Source organism: Streptomyces sp. NPDC055239 (assembly GCF_053606205.1).
Map to the genome: position 1 here is coordinate 1114143 of NZ_JBSGRD010000001.1, position 16198 is coordinate 1130340.

15 protein-coding genes are annotated in these 16198 nt (G+C 69.1%); 9 read left to right on the forward strand and 6 right to left on the reverse strand.

Features of this window, described 5'->3' with window-relative positions:
* The first annotated feature begins 28 nt into the window (after positions 1 to 28).
* The 3 genes from ACWFRJ_RS04560 (at position 29) to dctA (ending at position 3606) form a co-directional block, all read left to right on the forward strand.
* Positions 29 to 913, forward strand: a complete 885-nt coding sequence (locus tag ACWFRJ_RS04560) for a LysR family transcriptional regulator (RefSeq protein ID WP_453524702.1) — start codon at positions 29 to 31, stop codon at positions 911 to 913.
* An 84-nt stretch (positions 914 to 997) separates the two neighbouring features.
* Positions 998 to 2053 (forward strand): tartrate dehydrogenase, encoded by a 1056-nt coding sequence (locus tag ACWFRJ_RS04565; protein WP_453524703.1) that lies wholly within the window; start codon positions 998 to 1000, stop codon positions 2051 to 2053.
* Between the two features lie 110 nt (positions 2054 to 2163).
* Entirely contained in the window at positions 2164 to 3606 is a 1443-nt protein-coding gene (gene dctA, locus ACWFRJ_RS04570; protein WP_453524704.1) for a C4-dicarboxylate transporter DctA, read from the forward strand.
* On the opposite strand, the gene ACWFRJ_RS04575 is transcribed toward dctA, so the two are convergent.
* Positions 3545 to 4741: an acyl-CoA dehydrogenase family protein gene (locus tag ACWFRJ_RS04575; RefSeq protein ID WP_453524705.1), complete on the reverse strand. Its 1197-nt coding sequence runs from the start codon at positions 4739 to 4741 to the stop codon at positions 3545 to 3547. The two genes, dctA and ACWFRJ_RS04575, sit on opposite strands and share 62 nt — an antisense overlap.
* 41 nt (positions 4742 to 4782) lie before the next feature.
* A complete protein-coding gene (locus ACWFRJ_RS04580) occupies positions 4783 to 6360 on the reverse strand; it encodes a class I adenylate-forming enzyme family protein (RefSeq protein WP_453524706.1) in 1578 nt (525 codons plus the stop codon).
* 195 nt (positions 6361 to 6555) lie between these two features.
* Here ACWFRJ_RS04580 and ACWFRJ_RS04585 point away from each other — a divergent pair, with 195 nt between their 5' ends.
* On the forward strand, positions 6556 to 7152 hold the full coding sequence (locus ACWFRJ_RS04585; RefSeq protein WP_453524707.1) for a TetR/AcrR family transcriptional regulator: 597 nt from the start codon (positions 6556 to 6558) through the stop codon (positions 7150 to 7152).
* Here the strand turns inward: ACWFRJ_RS04585 and ACWFRJ_RS04590 are convergent.
* Positions 7119 to 8483 (reverse strand): MFS transporter, encoded by a 1365-nt coding sequence (locus tag ACWFRJ_RS04590; protein ID WP_453524708.1) that lies wholly within the window; start codon positions 8481 to 8483, stop codon positions 7119 to 7121. The genes ACWFRJ_RS04585 and ACWFRJ_RS04590 overlap by 34 nt on opposite strands.
* A 244-nt stretch (positions 8484 to 8727) precedes the next feature.
* Between ACWFRJ_RS04590 and ACWFRJ_RS04595 the strand changes: the two genes are divergently transcribed.
* A complete protein-coding gene (locus tag ACWFRJ_RS04595) occupies positions 8728 to 9930 on the forward strand; it encodes a serine hydrolase domain-containing protein (protein WP_453524709.1) in 1203 nt (400 codons plus the stop codon).
* A gap of 41 nt (positions 9931 to 9971) precedes the next feature.
* On the opposite strand, the gene ACWFRJ_RS04600 is transcribed toward ACWFRJ_RS04595, so the two are convergent.
* Complete coding sequence (locus ACWFRJ_RS04600) at positions 9972 to 10439, reverse strand: nuclear transport factor 2 family protein (protein WP_453524710.1); 468 nt, start codon at positions 10437 to 10439, stop codon at positions 9972 to 9974.
* 164 nt (positions 10440 to 10603) lie between these two features.
* Between ACWFRJ_RS04600 and ACWFRJ_RS04605 the strand changes: the two genes are divergently transcribed.
* Complete coding sequence (locus ACWFRJ_RS04605) at positions 10604 to 11161, forward strand: TetR/AcrR family transcriptional regulator (RefSeq protein WP_453524711.1); 558 nt, start codon at positions 10604 to 10606, stop codon at positions 11159 to 11161.
* Positions 11162 to 11190: 29 nt separating this feature from the next.
* A complete protein-coding gene (locus ACWFRJ_RS04610) occupies positions 11191 to 11619 on the forward strand; it encodes a nitroreductase/quinone reductase family protein (protein WP_453524712.1) in 429 nt (142 codons plus the stop codon).
* 1 nt (position 11620) lies between these two features.
* Here the strand turns inward: ACWFRJ_RS04610 and ACWFRJ_RS04615 are convergent, their stop codons facing one another.
* Positions 11621 to 13000, reverse strand: a complete 1380-nt coding sequence (locus ACWFRJ_RS04615) for an alpha-amylase (protein WP_453524713.1) — start codon at positions 12998 to 13000, stop codon at positions 11621 to 11623.
* A 331-nt stretch (positions 13001 to 13331) separates the two neighbouring features.
* On the opposite strand from ACWFRJ_RS04615, the gene ACWFRJ_RS04620 reads away from it, so the two are divergent.
* Together ACWFRJ_RS04620 and ACWFRJ_RS04625 are read left to right on the forward strand one after the other, a co-directional pair.
* A complete protein-coding gene (locus tag ACWFRJ_RS04620; RefSeq protein ID WP_453524714.1) occupies positions 13332 to 14258 on the forward strand; it encodes an AurF N-oxygenase family protein in 927 nt (308 codons plus the stop codon).
* 33 nt (positions 14259 to 14291) lie between these two features.
* Positions 14292 to 15836, forward strand: a complete 1545-nt coding sequence (locus ACWFRJ_RS04625) for an FAD-dependent oxidoreductase (RefSeq protein ID WP_453524715.1) — start codon at positions 14292 to 14294, stop codon at positions 15834 to 15836.
* 7 nt (positions 15837 to 15843) lie between these two features.
* Here the strand turns inward: ACWFRJ_RS04625 and ACWFRJ_RS04630 are convergent, their stop codons facing one another.
* Positions 15844 to 16056 carry a DUF4287 domain-containing protein gene (locus tag ACWFRJ_RS04630; protein WP_453524716.1) on the reverse strand — a complete coding sequence of 71 codons (213 nt, stop codon included), beginning with the start codon at positions 16054 to 16056 and terminating at the stop codon, positions 15844 to 15846.
* Positions 16057 to 16198: the final 142 nt, after the last annotated feature.

The window sequence follows — 16198 nt, forward strand, 5'->3', positions numbered from 1 at the left end:
ACGGTCACGCAGACGTGAAGATGTACGCATGGATGTTCGTCAGCTGGAGTACTTCCTCGCGATCGTCGATCACGGGGGTTTCAACCGGGCGGCGTCGGCCCTCTACCTCTCACAGCCCTCGCTGTCCCAGGCCGTACAGGCGTTGGAGCGGGACCTGGGCAGCAGCCTGTTCCACCGGATCGGTCGCCGGGCTCTGCTGACGGAGGCCGGTACGGCGCTGATCGAACCTGCCCGGGCGGCCGTGCGCAGCCTGGAGACGGCCCGCGCCAGCGTCGCCGCGGTCCACGAACTCCGTGAGGGGCGCCTCGACATCGCCGCCATGCCGTCCCAGGCGGTGGAGCCGCTGACCACGATGATCAGTGCGTTCAGCGGCCGGTACCCCGGGGTGTCGGTGAACATCCGGGCCGCCTTCACCTCGCGCGACGTCGTCGACATGGTGCGGACCGGCGCCGCGGAGCTGGGGCTCCTCGCGACGTCGGGTCCGCTCACCGACAAAGAGGTGATCTCGCACGCCGCCGGGGAGCAGCGTTTCGTCCTCGTCACCCCTCCCGACGGGCCGTTCCCCGCCGGTCGGCCGGTCGCCTGCGAGGAACTGGCCGGGCAGCGCCTCATCGTCGGGCAGCGGGGCACCGGGATGCGCGCGTACGTCGACGGGCTTCGCGAGCGGGGGATCGACTTCACGATCGCGGCGGAGACCGAGCACCGGGTGGCGATCCTGCCGCTGGTGCTCGCGGGCGCCGGGCTCGCCGTGGTCACCGAGTCCTGGCGCACGATGGCCGAGCGCGCCGGTGCGCTGGTCCTCGACATCGAGCCGATGACGACCCTGCACGTCGCTCTGGTCAGCCGTCGCGCGGAGCAGGCCCCGGCAGCCAGAGCCTTTCTGACCTGCGCGCTTGCCGTCGTAGAGCAGTGATGAACGGCCTAATAGGCATCCCTTATAAGGCAGATCGGCAGAGCGTCTTGGACGGTTCCACGGCCTGATTGCTGCAATCGGGCCATGACCCACCACCACATCGCACTCATCCCCGGCGACGGCATCGGGGCCGAGGTCCTGCCACCCGCTCAGCAGGTCCTGGACGCCGTCGGCGCCCGTCACGGCTTCGGCTTCTCGTACACCTCCTACGACTGGTCGTGCGAGCGGTACGTCAGCGAGGGCGCGATGATGCCCGAGGACGGCATCGACCAGTTGCGCGACAAGGACGCCATCCTGCTCGGCGCGGTCGGCTACCCGGGCGTGCCCGACCACATCTCCCTGTGGGGACTGCTGATCCCGATCCGGCGGAGCTTTCGCCAGTACGTCAACCTCCGCCCGATCCGCGTCTTCGAAGGCGTCGACAGTCCGCTGCGAGCCGCCGCACCCGGCGAGGTGGACTTCGTCGTGGTCCGCGAGAACGTCGAGGGCGAGTACAGCGAGATCGGTGGCCGGCTCAACCGGGGATTTCCGGAAGAGATGGCCGTGCAGGAGTCGGTGTTCACCCGGGCCGGAGTGACTCGCGTCCTCGACTACGCCTTCGATCTTGCCGCGCAGCGTGCGGGAAGGCTCACCTCGGCCACCAAGTCCAACGGCATCGTGCACACCCTGCCGTTCTGGGACGAGCTGGTCGCCGAGCGCGGCGCCGCCCATCCGCAGGTGACCTGGGACCAGGAGCACATCGACGCGCTGGCCGCCAAGTTCGTCCTCGACCCGGCCCGCTTCGACGTGGTGGTCGCCTCCAACCTCTTCGGCGACATCCTCAGCGACCTGGCCGCCGCAGTGGCCGGTTCCATCGGGATCGCCCCGGCCGCCAACCTCAACCCGGAGCGGGAACACCCCTCGATGTTCGAGCCCGTCCACGGCTCGGCCCCCGACATCGCGGGCCGAGGCATCGCCAACCCCCTCGGGGCGATCTGGTCGGCCGCCATGATGCTGGATCACCTCGGCCACGCCGAAGCGGCCACGGACGTCACCGACGCCATCGCCGCGGTGCTCGCCAAGACCGACCTGCGCACCCCCGACCTCGGCGGCAGCGCCACCACGACCGAGTTCACCGAGAAGCTCATCGAACTCCTCTGACACGCGCCTCTGATACGCGCCTCTGATACGCGCCGGGCCGGGGGTGTGACGCGCCTGTACGGACGACCCCGCCCCGGTTGCATCCACGTTCCTCAACGAGGAGTAACGCCATGGCAGCAACCGCGTCCACCACTGCAAGCGCGTCCCCGGCCACGCCACCGTCCACGCCCAAGCCCTGGTACAAACAGCTGTACTTCTGGGTCCTGGCCGCGATCGTCGCGGGCATCCTGACCGGCTGGCTCTGGCCCGCCGCGGGCGTCGCCCTCGAACCGGTCGGCACCACCTTCGTCTCCGCCATCAAGATGCTGATCACGCCGATCGTCTTCCTGACGATCGTGGCGGGCATCGGCGGTGTCGACAGCCTGCGACGCGTCGGCAGGGTCGGCCTGAAATCACTCGTCTACTTCCAGGCGGGAACACTGGCCGCCCTCGCCGTCGGCCTTGTCGCGGTCAACGTGTTCCAGCCCGGCGCCGGGGTCCACGCCCACCCGGGCGACCTCCACCTGTCGGGCGACGCCGCTCAGTACGTCAAGGACGGCGAGAACCAGAGCTGGTGGCACTTCCTCACCGACATCGTGCCGTCCAGCGCGGTCGGAGCGTTCGCCGAGGGCAACATCCTCCAAGTCATCTTCTTCGCCGTCCTGTTCGGCGTCGCACTGAAAGCGGTGGGCCCCGTGGGCGCCCCGCTCGTCGACGGCATCAATCGCCTCAGCACCGTCGTCTTCAAGATCCTGCACTACATCATGCTCGCCGCACCCGTCGGTGCCTTCGGTGCCATGGCCTACACCATCGGCAAGTACGGGATCTCGACCCTCACCAGCCTCGGACAGCTCATCGGGCTCTTCTACGGGACCTCGCTGTTCTTCGTCGTCGTCATCCTCGGCGGCGTCCTCGCCCTGCTGAAGATCAACGTCTTCCGGCTCCTTCGCTACCTGCGCGAAGAGTTCCTCATCGTCCTGGGCACCTCGTCCTCCGAGAGCGTCCTGCCCCGCGTGATGTCCAAACTCGAAGGACTCGGCGTCCGGCGCGACATCGTCGGCCTGACCGTGCCGACCGGATACTCCTTCAACCTCGACGGCAGCTCCCTCTACCTGTCCCTGGCCGCCGTCTACATCGCCCAGGCCACCGACACACCCCTGACCATCGGGCAGCAACTCGGCCTGCTCGCCGTCATGATCCTGACCTCGAAAGGCTCCGGAGGCATCACCGGCGCCGGGTTCATCGCCCTGGCCGCCACCCTCTCCACCGTCGGCACCGTCCCCGCCGCGGGCATCATGCTCATCTTCGGCATCGACAAGTTCATGTCCGAGTGCCGTGCCCTGACCAACCTCGCGGGCAACAGCGTCGCCACCCTCGTCGTCGCCCGCTGGGAACGCGTCCTGGACACGGCACGCGTCAACCGCGTACTGCGCACAGGAACCCCCGAGCCGGACACCGAGTCCGACCCTGGGCCCGGCCCCGGGCCCGACGCGGCAACGGAGCAGCCGCAGCTCAGGCCTGGAACGCCAGCAGCTTCGCGATGCCGTTGCGCTGGATCTCCGACGTCCCGGTGAGGACGCGGAACATGCGGATCTTGCGGAACAGGAACTCGATCTCGTTGCCCTGGGTGAGACCTTCCTTGCCGTGGATCTGTACGGCTTGGTCGAGGATCCGGAAGGCGGACTCGGCGACGAAGAGCTTGCACATGAACGCTTCGGCGTGCGCCTCCTCGCCCTTGTCGAGCGCCGCGAGGGCCGCGTACGTCATGGAGCGGGCCGCGTAGAACTCCGTGGCCATGTCGGCGACCTTGTGCTGGATGGCCTGCAGTGCGAGCAGGGGCTTGCCGCCCGCGACCTTGCGGTGGCGGGTGCGGTCCAGGGTCAGGTCGAGGGCGCGGCGCGTCGCGCCGATGACGGTGGGACAGTGCAGCAGCCGGTTGGTGGTGACGCGGCCGAGCGCGATGCGCATGCCCTTGTCCTCCTCACCCAGGAGGTTGGCGGCGGGGACCTGGCAGTCCTCCAGGACGATGTCGCTCTCGATGTGCTCGCCTGACATCGGGGTCGCGCCGTCCTCGACACGGCAGCCGGGGCTGTCCAGGTCGACGAGGAAGGCGGAGAACTGAGGCTTCTCTCCCTCCTGCTCCCCGGTCCCTGCCATGCGGGCGACCACGATGGCGAAGTCGGCGAACGGCCCGGCCGACGAGAACACCTTGTGGCCGGTCAGCCGGAAGCCGTCACCGTCACGGACGGCGGTGGTGCGCATGGAGCGCACATCGGATCCGGCGTCGGTCTCCGTGAGGGAGAAACAGCAGGCGCGCTCGCCGCGGACCAGGGGCAGCAGGTACTTGGCGAGCTGGTGGTCGGTGGCGTGCTTGAGGATGTCGCCCGCGCGAAGCGGCCCTCCCATGTCGCCCAGAACGCTGTGGGCGAGGACGCGGCCACTCGCGCCGACCTCCTCCTTGAGCGCCGCGAGTTGGGTGTACGTCAGGTTCTGGCCGCCGTACTCCTCGGGCAGGTGGATGCCGTAGAAGCCCAGTTCGCGGCTGCGGCGCCAGATCGGTTCGAGATCGGCGCGGGTGAGGCGGCTCTCGTGGGTGAGGCCGCGCTCTTGTTCGTGGTCGGCGAGTTCGCCGTCGAGGTAGTCGCGCAGCCTCTCGACCAGGTCAGCGAGGTAAGGGTCGTCGTACGTGGGGCGCAGGGAGAAGGTCATGTCGGACGGTTCCTCGTTCGGGTGCTGCGGGGGCGGATGGATCAGTTCACGCGGCGGACGGCGTCGGCCCAGAACGGTTCGCGCACGGCCTTGCGGTCGAGCTTTCCGTTCCGGTTGTGGGGGAGTTCGGCGACGAAGTCCACGGAGCGCGGCTTCTTGAGGCGGTCCAGGCGCTCGGCGCAGAAGGCGATGAGCTGGTCCGCGCCGACGGTGGCGCCGGGCTCCGCCACGACGACGGCCTTGACGGCCTCGCCCCACGTCTCGTCCGGCACGCCGACCACACAGGCTTCCCGTACGGCGGGGTGCTCGTAGAGGGCGGACTCGACCTCGGTGCAGTAGATGTTGAACCCGCCGGAAATGATCATGTCTTTCATGCGGTCGACGAGGAAGAGATAGCCGTCCTCACGCATCCATGCCAGGTCGCCGGTGTGCACCCAGCCGTCGCGGAAGGTCTCGGCGGACAGCTGCGGCTCCTGCCAGTACTCCCGTACGCAGTCGGGTCCGCGCACGATGACCTCGCCGATCTCGCGCGGAGCACGCTCACGGCCGCTCTCGTCGACGACGCGGATCTCGGTGTCGTACGAGGCCCGGCCGCAGGACTGCAGAAGCTCCGGGTCCTCCTTGACCGCGTGGGCGATCTCCTCGCTGCTCAGTCCTGCGACCACGCTGGTCGTCTCGCCCAGGCCGTATCCCTGGGCGACGACGGGGCCGAAGAACTCCACGGCGTCGCGCAGGCGCTGGGGCGAGATGGGCGCGCCACCGATCCGTACGCTGGTCAGTGACGAAAGGTCGCGCGATGCGGCACCGGGGTGAGCCAGGACCATGTTGAGCATGGCGGGCACGAGGAACGTCGCGGTGATGCGCTCCTTCTCCACCGCCTCCACGAAGGCCTCGGGGCTCCAGGTGGGCAGGACGTACGTGGTGGAGCCGCCGAACACCCCGGCGAGCAGCCCCATGCCGGTGGCGTGGGTGATGGGGCCGCAGGCGAGGTAGCGGGTGCCGGGCCGTGGGCGTGACTCGTCGCTCATCAGCTGCTTGCGCATGTTCGCGAGCCGGTTGCCGACCGTCTGCACGGCGGCTTTCAGGGCGCCGGTGGAGCCGGAGGTGAAGTTCAGGACGCAGGGGGCGTGCTCGTCGATGTCGATGGCGACCGGTTCCTCGCGGCCCTCGGCGAGGAGTGTTTCGTAGGGGACCGCCGCCGTGTCCTTCTCGGGCGAGGCGACGGACGGGGCGTCGAGCGGTACCGGCAGGCAGTCGGTTCCGGCCTCGGCGATCGCTGCGAGGGCGTCCTCGCGGTGCGCCGCGTCGAAGACGAGGGCGCGCACGGGGGCGTACCGCAGGATGTGCGCGATCTCCCCGCGACCCAGGCGGGCATTGATCGGTGCGCGCATCAACCCCGCCTTGTAGAGGGCGAACTCGACCTCCACCAGCTCACCCCGGTTCCAGGCGAGCGAGGCCACCGCGTCGCCGGGGCGCAGGCCGCGGGCGATCAGCGCGGAGGCCAGACGGTTGGTCGTGGTGTTCAGCCGGTCGAAGGTCCACGAGCGGTCACCGCAGACGAGGGCCGTCGCCTGCGGCCAGTAGCTGGCGCTGCGGGTCAGATAGGTGCCGAGGTTCATCACGGTTCTCCGGAGCGGTGCAGGGGCGGGGCGGGGAGGGGAGGGGAGAGAAGGGCGGAGCAGAGCAGAGCACGAAAGCATGAGTAAAAATAAACAAGTTGCTCAATAACAGACAGCTTGTTCAGTAACCTCTGAACTGTCAAGAGTCTTCTAGACTGGGCCGGCAATCACGACTGCGGGCGAGGAGGGCCACTGATGGCCGAGGACAGGCGTACGCGACGGTCACGGCGGGCTCTCGGCTCGGCGCTGGTGGAGCTCGTCCTGGAGCGCGGCTTCACCGCGCTGACCGTGGAGGACATCACCGAGCGCGCCGACGTGGCACGCGCGACCTTCTACGCGCACTTCAAGGACAAGGAGGACCTCTTCGCGCGCGTGACGTCCGACCTGCTCGCCGATCTCGCCGAGCGGTTGCGCCCGACCATCGCCGACAGCACCGTCGGCTTCACCGGTAAGCCGGTCCTCGAGATGCTGCGGCACGCCCGCGAGGAGCGCGATCTGTACCGGATCGTGCTGCGCGGCGAAGGCGACGGCAAACCGCTGCAGATGTTCGTGGACGCCTGCGCGCGGGCCACCGCCGATGAGTTCCGCGCCCGCGCCGATCGCAACGGCGTCGAGCCGCGCATCGACGCCGACCTCCTCGCCCGCGTCTGGGTGGGCGAGCAGGTCACCGTGCTGCGGTGGTGGGCCGAGCAGGAGACGCCGCCGATGCCTGCCGAGGAAGTCGTGCGCCAGCTGCTCGACCTGGCCCTGCGCGGCCGCTACTGGGCCAGCGGTTTCGACGCGCCGGTCTGAGCGGGCTCGTCGGGGGTGAGGCCGAGCCGCCGGGCGTCGCGCTCCGGCCGTATGTACACCAGTGCCGTAAGCCCGGCCAGGAGCATGACTCCCGCGGAGAGCAGGAACGAACCGGTATACCCCGCGCTCTGAGAGTCCGCCGTGTCGAGCAGGCGCCCGGTGAGATAGGGGGCGACGAGTCCGGGCAGTGTCCCCGTCGCGGCGACGATGCCGAAGAGCGCTCCGCGCTGGTGGGCCGGGACGACGGCGGCGGTCGTCATGTAGTGCAGGGGAAAGACGACGGCGTTCCCCCCGAACGCCACCGCGATCAGCAGGACTTGGAGCCAGCCGTCCCCCACGAAGGAGAAGCTCGCCATGGCGAGCCCGGCGACGACGACCGCGATCCCCTGCGGCGCGCCGTTCGCCCACCGGCTGGACACGCCCCGCCTGCGCAGCGCGTCGGCGAACGGCGAGACCGCGAGGAGCAGCACGAAACTGAAGGCGGATATACCGCTGATGACCGTCGCCGCGCCACCAGGTGTCATGTCGAGCTGCGTCCTGAAGTACGCGGGCAGCCAGGCATGGCTGAGGGCCAGTGCCCATGAGGCGCCGAAAGCGCCGGCGATGCTCCCGATGACCGTGCCGTTCAGGAGCAGTTTCCGGTAGGGGAGCCGGGGTTCGGGCGGCTGCGGGGCGCTCGTGCCGGAGCCGGAGCTGGGGCGCGCCTGCCCGTACGGACCGTCGTGCCCCACCCTCCACCAGATCAGGCTCCACGCCAGGCTGGTCAGCGCGAGGGCCGCGAAGGCCGAGCGCCAGCCGAAGGCCGTGATGAGCCAGGTGACGACGGGCGCCGCGATGAGGGTGCCCAGGGCGGCGCCGCTGATCTGCAGCGCCGACGGCAGCCCACGCCGGTCGAAGGGGAACCACTTGTAGAGCGCGTGCATGGACATCGAGGCGGCAGGTCCCTCGGCCGCTCCAAGGAGCATCCGCCCCGCGATCAGCGTCGGCACCGTCGCCACGATCAGCACGGGCAGTTGGGCCACCGCCCACAGCAGAGACATGGTGAAGAGGAGCGCCCGGCTCGAGATGCGTGACGAGACGAATCCGACGACGAGCCCGGAGAGGCTGAACAGGAAGGAGAACGAGCTGGAGATCAAGCCGTACGTGCTGTTGCTGATGTCCAGCTCGTCCATGATCGGGACGGCCGCGAGCCCCAGGACTGACTTGTCGGCGTAGTTGATCAGCATGAACACGACGATCATCGCGGTGATCAGCCACGCGCGCCGCCGGTCGAATTCGGGTTGCTGCGGGGCGTCTTCGAGGGGCAGGGGCACGGTGTGCGGGGTGGCCATGGGGACTCCTGCGGTCGGGGGAGCAGGGGCGGGTGCGGGTGCGGCGGGATGGCATGCGGAGGAGAGGGCGCGCGGAGGCCCGGAGTTTGGGGGCGCGGCGATGTCAGCGTACTGAACAGTCTGTATGTTAACGATTAGAGTGAAGTGAATCTATGGCTTGATGAAGCCGACCTGACGCTGCTGACGGGAGCGATCCATGACTGACCCCGCGACTGACCCCACGCCTGACCGCATGCCTGACCCCATGACTGAATCCATGACGGGGGCGGTGCCGCTGAGTGACCTCATGTGGAGCCGCGGATACACGGACCCCGCCTGGATCCGGCGCTACACGGCCGCGGGCCGTGAGATCTCACCCAGCCGACGGGTGTGGCGGGGCGGGGCGCCCGCCTCCGACCTCCCCGCGAGGCCGCACGACCTGGACGCCCTGGAGATCACCGCCCCGGACGGGTCCACGCTCAAGCTGCCGGAACTGTTCGCCGCCGCCCAGACCGACGCCTTCGTGGTGCTGCACCGCGGCTCCCTCGTCTACGAGCGCTACCTCCACGGCGCGGAGCCGCACACCCCGCACTTCAACGCCTCGGCGGCCAAGTCCTACGTAGGTCTCGTGGCGGCGATGCTCGCGCACGAGGGGCTCCTGGACCGCGCGGCCCTGACGTCGCACTATGTTCCCGAGTTGGCAGGCACGGCGTTCGGGGACGCGCAGGTCGACCACCTGCTCCACATGGGCACGCAAGTGAGCTACGCGGGCCGCCGCTTCGACAAGGCCATCGAGGCGCAGCGCTATTTCGCCGTCGTAGGGCCCCAACTGAGGCCCTACGGTTACAACGGGCCCACCAGTATTCGCGAACACCTGGCCACCGCGCGGGCCACCGGCGCGCCCGGCGCCGAGTTCCGCTACGAGAACGGCAACGTCGAAGCTCTTGCCGAGGTCCTTCGCCGGATCACCGGGATCAGCACGTCCGCCCTGCTCGGCGAGTTGATCTGGTCCCGCATCGGCGCCGAGGAGGACGCGTACTACGTCCTCGACGGCGAAGGTGTCGAAGCGGCGTGCGGCGGATTCAGCGCCACGGCCCGCGACGTGGCCAGGCTCGGCGAGATGCTCCGCCGCGGCGGGACGGTGGGGGAGCGGCAGATCGTGCCGGAGGCCGTCGCCACCACCATCGCGAGCGGGGTCCCCGACGGCTATCCGCGACGCGTCCGCTTCCCGGCCGCGCCCCCCGACTCGCCCGCCACGCTCTCGTACCACGACCTGTGGTGGATCCCGAACGACCCCTACGACTCCTTCATGGCCAGCGGAATCCACGGCCAGCGTCTGTTCGTCTCACCCCGACTCGACCTGGTCGTCGTGCACTTCGGTTCCCAGGTCATGTCCCCCGCGGTACGGCCGGCCCCGCTCGTCCAGGCCTTCCTCCGGATCGGCACCCACCTGAACGCGGCTGGCTGAACAGCGCAACAGCGCACAGGAGAGGCCGCTCCTGCGCGCTGTCACAGGCCGAGGTCGCCGAGGCCGGGGTGATCGTCGGGGCGGCGGCCGAGCGGCCAGTGGTATTTGCGGCCGGACTCCTGGATGGGGAGGTCGTTGATGCAGGCGTGCCGGACGCGCATCAGGCCGTCGTCGTCGAACTCCCAGTTCTCATTGCCGTACGAGCGGTACCAGTGGCCGGAGTCGTCGCGCCATTCGTAGGCGAAGCGCACCGCGATGCGGTTGCCGTCGTGCGCCCACAGTTCCTTGATGAGGCGGTAGTCGAGCTCGCGGTCCCACTTGCGGGAGAGGAAGGCGACGATGGCGTCGCGTCCTGTCACGAACTCCGCGCGGTTTCGCCAGCGGGAGTCCTTGCTGTAGGCGAGGGCCACCTTCTCGGGATCGCGGCTGTTCCAGCCGTCCTCGGCCAGGCGGACCTTCTCGGCCGCGGTCTCCAGGGTGAACGGAGGGACTGGGGGTCGTGTGGTCATGTCTCGCTCCTGAACGTCACAACCGTGAGAACGGGCGTTCTCCGATGACGGTGTTCACGATAGGAGAACGCCCGTTCTCACGCAATGATGCGCGCGTGCAGGGCGGCGTAGTAAGGTCGGAGAACGACCGTTCTCACTCTCTCGCCCCATCCCCCGGAGTTCGCATGGATCGCGCCGAAGCCGAGGTCAGGCTCCTTGACGCTGCTGAGGAGCTCTTCTACGCGCGCGGCATCCAGGCCGTGGGCATGGACCAGGTTCGTGCGGCCTCGGGTGTCTCGCTCAGGCGCCTGTATCAGGTCTACCCCTCGAAATCGGACCTTGTCGTCGCCTGCCTCGAGCGCCGCGACCTCCGCTGGCGGACCCGGCTCGCCGAGTACGCGGAGAGCCGGGCAGGCGGCGTCGAGCGCGTCCTCGCCGTCTACGACTGGCTGTACGAGTGGTTCTCCGAGCCGGACTTCAGGGGCTGCGCCTTCATCAACTCGTTCGGTGAACTCGGGGCCGTCGACCCGGCGGTGGCCGACACCGTCCGCGCGCACAAGAGCGCCTTCCATGACTACATGGCCGGACTTGTGGCCGCCGCGGGTGAATCGGGGCAGACTGTCGCTCCGTTGGTCCTGCTCGCGGAGGGGGCCATGGCCACGGCCGCGATATCAGGCTCACCCGAACCGGCTCGCCAAGCGCGTCTGGGTGCCGCTCGGTTGCTGGCCGCGCGGCAGCAGTAATCGCCGGTCGCTCGACAGGAAGAAGGCTGATGGCGAAGACGTATCGCATCGGTTTCGGCACGCGCCTGATCAATGGTGTGTTCCGGACGATGACCCGGTTCGGGATCGGCAAGAGCTACCGGTACATCCTGACTGTGCGCGGCAGGAAGTCGGGCCGTCTGTTCTCCACCCCGGTCGACGTGATGTCAGCGGGGAGTGAGCGCTGGGTCGTCGGCGCCTACGGGGTGAGCAACTGGGTGCGCAACGCCCGTGCGGCCGGGCAGATCGACCTCAGCAGGGGAGGCAAGTCCCAGACCGTGCGCGTGATCGAGCTCGGTCCCGAGGAGAGTGTCCCCGTCCTTCGCCAGTACTGGCGTGAAGTGCCCGTCACCCGCGCCTACTTCGACGTGACGGGCGACTCGACGGACGAGGAGTTCGCCGCCGAGTCGCCGCGTCATCCGGTGTTCCGGCTTGCGTAGATCAGTCGCCCTTCGCCCCGGTGTGCAGTGCCAGGGCCCCGCGCGCGGGAAGGGTCGTCTCGATCTTCCCGTCGTCGCCGACGGTGACCGTGTTGCCGTCGCAGTCGTCCGGTGATGCCTTGGCGACATTGCAGTACGTGCCGCCGGGCAGTGACGTCGCGAACGTCTGGGTCAGCTCGCCGTCGCCGTTGTTGAGGGCGACGAACCCCTTGGCGCCGCGACCGAAGGCGAGCGCGCTGCCGCCGTTGTCCCACCAGTCGGTCAGCTCGGCGGTGCCCACCTCGTTGCGGAACCCGACCAGACCGGTGACCGCCTGCTGGGTGTGCGTGTTCGTCCAGCCGTCCGCGCCGCTCGGCGGGCCCGCGTCCTTGTCGGACCACTCGTAGCCGGAGTACACGTTCGGTGAGCCGTAGGGGGAGGCCAGCATGAAGACGTTGGCCAGCGTGTAGGCCGCGCCGTCCTTGTAGGTGAGCGTAGAGCCGTTGCGCTCGGTGTCCCAGTTGTCGACGAACGTACGGGCCGAACCACTGCCCAGCTTGCCGTCCGCGACCGACTTCAACTGCGCGATGTCGCCGCCCTGGAAGGCGCTCTTGAGGTGCCCGCCGTAGCGGAACTCGTCGACGTCCCCGACGCCGGTGTACTCGTCGGGCTGGACGGCCTCCCCGCCTCCGTGGATGACCTCCGAGACCCAGAATCCGGGGTCGCTCATCTTGCCCTTGATGGCGGCGACGTCATCGGCGGCCATGTGCTTGGCGGCGTCGATGCGGAAGCCGTCCACGCCGAGGGAGCGCAGGCCGTCGAGGTAGGCGGCGATGGTGCCGCGCACGGCGTCGCTGCCGGTGTCGAGGTCGGCCAGGCCCACCAGTTCGCAGTTCTGCACGTTGTCGCGGTTGGTGTAGTCGTTGATGCTCGTGCGGCAGGTGTGGAAGTCCGCGTCCTGGAAGTAGCCGGGGTAGTCGTACTTGCCGTACTTCGTGCCACCGGTGCCCGTCCCCGCTCCGGCAGCCATGTGATTGACGACGGCGTCCGCGATGACCTTGACGCCCGCCTGATGGCAGGCGTCGACCATGCTCTTGAAGGAGGCGCGGTCGCCGAGACGGCCCGCGATCTTGTAACTGACGGGCTGGTACGAGGTCCACCACTGGTCGCCCTGGATGTGTTCGGAGGCGGGCGACACCTGGACATAGCCGTAGCCCGCCGGGCCGAGCTGGTCGGTGCAGGCCTTGCCCACATCCGCGAACTGCCGCTCGAACATGGTGGCGGTGACGGTCTTGTCGCCGGGCGGTGTGGCCTGCGACTGCGAGGGTGCGAACGTCGCGAGGCCGGCCGCGGCCAGGACTCCGGCCGTCGTCGCGCCGAGGAGGCGGGAACGGTGCTGCATCGTGCGGCTCCTTCGGGACCGGGCACAGATGTGCCCTGAGAAGGGCAGTTGCTCGTGGGGAGAGGCTGCCGTGGGGGGATTCCGAGTCGGAGCCTGCCGTCCGCGCATGTACGCGTCAATACTTTCTGCAAGACTTTTCAACTAAGCAGCTACGCGTGCAAGAACTTGCAGATGGCTGCGCGGATTCAGTTCTTACTCGGGGGTAGGCTCGCCGCTTTCCTTGTTATACGGTCTGTCTAACAAGCGGGCCGCGACGCGTTGTGGGACGGCGCCCCGGTCCGTTGCCTGAGCGAACACGAGAACGTACGCATCAGAGTCAAGGAGCCGCAGCATGGCAAGCAGCACTGTTCGGCCGACATCGCAGGATCACCCCGCGGATCATCCCGAAGAGGACGACGTGGCCCGGCGGTTGCTCGATTCGGCCGCCGAGCTGGCCTACGACCCGGCCACCGAGGTGGACTGGGACACCCCCCTCGACCGGGACTTCCATGGCGCGAGCCCGGAATGGTGCTCCCTGTACGGCACGGCGTACTGGCAGGAGCTCACCGAAGCGCAGCGCAAGGAACTGACGCGGCAGGAAGCCGCCTCGGTGGCCAGCACGGGCATCTGGTTCGAGATGATCCTCCAGCAAATGGTGCTCCGCGACGTGTACATGAAGGACCCGGCAAGCGACGAAGTGCAGTGGGCGCTCACCGAGATCGCCGAGGAGTGCCGGCACTCGATCATGTTCGCCCGCGGCGCCCGGAAGCTGGGCGCGCCCGCCTACCGGCCCAAGCGGTTCGCGATGGAACTCGGCCGGGCGTTCAAGACGGTGGCCTTCGGAGAGGCGGCGTACGCCGCGATCCTCGTGGCCGAAGAGGTGCTCGACGTCATGCAGCGCGACTGGATGCGCGACGAGCGCGTCGTGCCCTTCGTCCGCACGATCAACAACATCCATGTCGTCGAGGAATCGCGGCACATGAAGTTCGCCCGCGACCAGACGACCAAGCGCCTCTCCGGGGCGGGCCCGCTGCGTCGCCAGATCAACGCGTTCGTCGTCGCGATCGCCTCGTACTACATCGTCACCAGCATGGTGAACCCCAAGGTGTACGCGAACGCCGGGCTCGACGAGAAGCGTGGCCTCGCCGAGGCGAAGGCCAACGAGCACCACAAGTCCATGATGCGGTCCAGCTGTTCGGGCCTCATGGAGTTCCTGGCCTCATCCCGCCTGCTCACCAAGCCGGCCCTGGCCTTCTACAAGCGCGCCAACCTCATCTGAGCCGTTCCGAGCCGAGCGAGTCGAGCCGACGACATGACCTCCTACGCCATCACCCAGACCTGCTGCAACGACGCCACGTGCGTCGCCGTGTGCCCGGTCAACTGCATCCACCCGACGCCGCAGGAGCGGGCGTTCGGCAGCACCGAGATGCTGCACATCGACCCGAAGACCTGCATAGGCTGCGGCGCCTGCGCCGACGCCTGCCCGGTCGAGGCGATCTTCCCGGTGGACAGCCTGCCCGCCGCGCAGCGGGAGTACGCGACGATCAACGCGGCGTACTTCGCGGACCAGGAGCCCGAACCGGCCCCGGAAGGACCGAACTTCCACGCCTGGGACGAGCCGTCCTTCCCGCGCGTCCTGCCCTCGGACTTCGCGCCGCTGAAGGTCGCCGTCGTCGGCACAGGCCCTGCCGGGATGTACGCGGTACAGGACCTGCTCCTGCACACCAGCGCCGAAGTGACACTGATCGACCGGCTGCCGGTGACCGGCGGACTCGTACGCTTCGGTGTGGCACCGGACCATCCCGCCACCCGGAAGGTCGGCGACACCTTCGCGCGGTTCCACACGCATCCCAGGGTGCGGATGCACCTCGGGCTCGACGTGGGAGCCGACGTCACCGCGCAGGAGCTTGCCGCACATCATGACGCGGTCATCTACGCCGTGGGCGCGTCGGCCGACCGCACGCTGGCCGTCCCGGGCGAGGAACTGCCCGGCAGCATCTCCGCGCGGGCCTTCGTCGCCTGGTACAACGGCCACCCGGACGCGGCGCCGGGCGCGATGGACCTCTCCTCCGAGCGGGTGGTCGTCGTCGGCAACGGCAATGTCGCCCTGGACGTCGCCCGGATCCTGCTCGCCGACCCGGACAGCCTCGCCCGCACCGACATCGCCGACCACGCGCTGGAGGCGCTGCGGGCGGCCAAGGTGCGCGAAGTGGTCCTGCTCGGACGCCGAGGCCCCGAGGACGCCGCGTACACCAGGTCCGAACTGCTCGCCCTGAAGCAGATTCCGGGCCTGGACCTGATCGTCGACGACCACGACCCGCGGACCGCCCCGGCCATCGACGAGTCCGACCCGAAGTCCGACCCGAAGGGCAGGGCGGCCCTCCTGCGAGGCGTCACGCGCGCCCGCGTCGACTGGTCGGAGGCACCCGCTCCGGGCCGTCGCATCGTGCTCCGGTTCCACTCCGCTCCGGTGGAGATGCTCGGCGAGGAAGCCGTGCAGGGCGTGCGTGTCGTGGAGGCGTCGGGCGAGCGGACGATACGGACGGGCATGGTGCTGCGCGCCATCGGCTACCGCGGAGTGCCGGTCGCGGGGCTCCCCTTCGACGAGGCCACCGGCACCGTCCCGCACGAGGGCGGCAGGGTGACCGGACAGCCGGGAGCCTACGTCGTGGGCTGGATCAAGCGCGGGCCGAGCGGCGGCATCGGCGCCAACCGCACCTGCGCCGCCGAGACGGTCACCACGCTCCTTGCCGACGCGGTCGCCGGTGCTCTGCCCGCGCCGGGGCGAGCGCCGAAGGCCTTCCACCGGCTCGCCCGGCGCCGCAACCGCGCGGGGAGCGCCGCGGCGATCCGGTAGCGGTGGCTCACGTGGCGCGAGTTTCGGCCAGGGTGTGCGCGACCAGAGCGTTGGCGTGTCCGTGCCCCAGGCCGTGCTCGGTCTTGAGCCAGCCGACGAGCTCCATGTGCTGGGTCAGCGGCGAGGAACGGATGAGGTCCTTCCACTCCGCGATCGGCCGCCCGTACTTCTTCTCGATCGAAGGGAAGTAGCTGGCAGGGCCCTTGGTGGCTTCGGTCATGATGTCGCCGTCCCGTCTCGCGGAGTGTTGTTGCCAGTAGGACGGGTGGGACCTGACCAAGTAATCGGCCGTCCCGAGTGTCCTGGGTCACACACTCCTGGCCGGAGTGTGAGCGGTCGCAGCTGAGACCGGTCGGCGCCCG

Excerpts from the sequence above, each read along its gene's own strand:
- ACWFRJ_RS04560 (WP_453524702.1), top strand. The coding sequence starts at position 29 with ATGGATGTTCGTCAGCTGGAGTACTTCCTCGCGATCGTCGATCACGGG.
- ACWFRJ_RS04565 (WP_453524703.1), top strand. The coding sequence starts at position 998 with ATGACCCACCACCACATCGCACTCATCCCCGGCGACGGCATCGGGGCC.
- dctA (WP_453524704.1), top strand. The coding sequence starts at position 2,164 with ATGGCAGCAACCGCGTCCACCACTGCAAGCGCGTCCCCGGCCACGCCA.
- ACWFRJ_RS04575 (WP_453524705.1), bottom strand. The coding sequence starts at position 4,741 with ATGACCTTCTCCCTGCGCCCCACGTACGACGACCCTTACCTCGCTGAC.
- ACWFRJ_RS04580 (WP_453524706.1), bottom strand. The coding sequence starts at position 6,360 with ATGAACCTCGGCACCTATCTGACCCGCAGCGCCAGCTACTGGCCGCAG.
- ACWFRJ_RS04585 (WP_453524707.1), top strand. The coding sequence starts at position 6,556 with ATGGCCGAGGACAGGCGTACGCGACGGTCACGGCGGGCTCTCGGCTCG.
- ACWFRJ_RS04590 (WP_453524708.1), bottom strand. The coding sequence starts at position 8,483 with ATGGCCACCCCGCACACCGTGCCCCTGCCCCTCGAAGACGCCCCGCAG.
- ACWFRJ_RS04595 (WP_453524709.1), top strand. The coding sequence starts at position 8,728 with ATGACTGAATCCATGACGGGGGCGGTGCCGCTGAGTGACCTCATGTGG.
- ACWFRJ_RS04600 (WP_453524710.1), bottom strand. The coding sequence starts at position 10,439 with ATGACCACACGACCCCCAGTCCCTCCGTTCACCCTGGAGACCGCGGCC.
- ACWFRJ_RS04605 (WP_453524711.1), top strand. The coding sequence starts at position 10,604 with ATGGATCGCGCCGAAGCCGAGGTCAGGCTCCTTGACGCTGCTGAGGAG.
- ACWFRJ_RS04610 (WP_453524712.1), top strand. The coding sequence starts at position 11,191 with ATGGCGAAGACGTATCGCATCGGTTTCGGCACGCGCCTGATCAATGGT.
- ACWFRJ_RS04615 (WP_453524713.1), bottom strand. The coding sequence starts at position 13,000 with ATGCAGCACCGTTCCCGCCTCCTCGGCGCGACGACGGCCGGAGTCCTG.
- ACWFRJ_RS04620 (WP_453524714.1), top strand. The coding sequence starts at position 13,332 with ATGGCAAGCAGCACTGTTCGGCCGACATCGCAGGATCACCCCGCGGAT.
- ACWFRJ_RS04625 (WP_453524715.1), top strand. The coding sequence starts at position 14,292 with ATGACCTCCTACGCCATCACCCAGACCTGCTGCAACGACGCCACGTGC.
- ACWFRJ_RS04630 (WP_453524716.1), bottom strand. The coding sequence starts at position 16,056 with ATGACCGAAGCCACCAAGGGCCCTGCCAGCTACTTCCCTTCGATCGAG.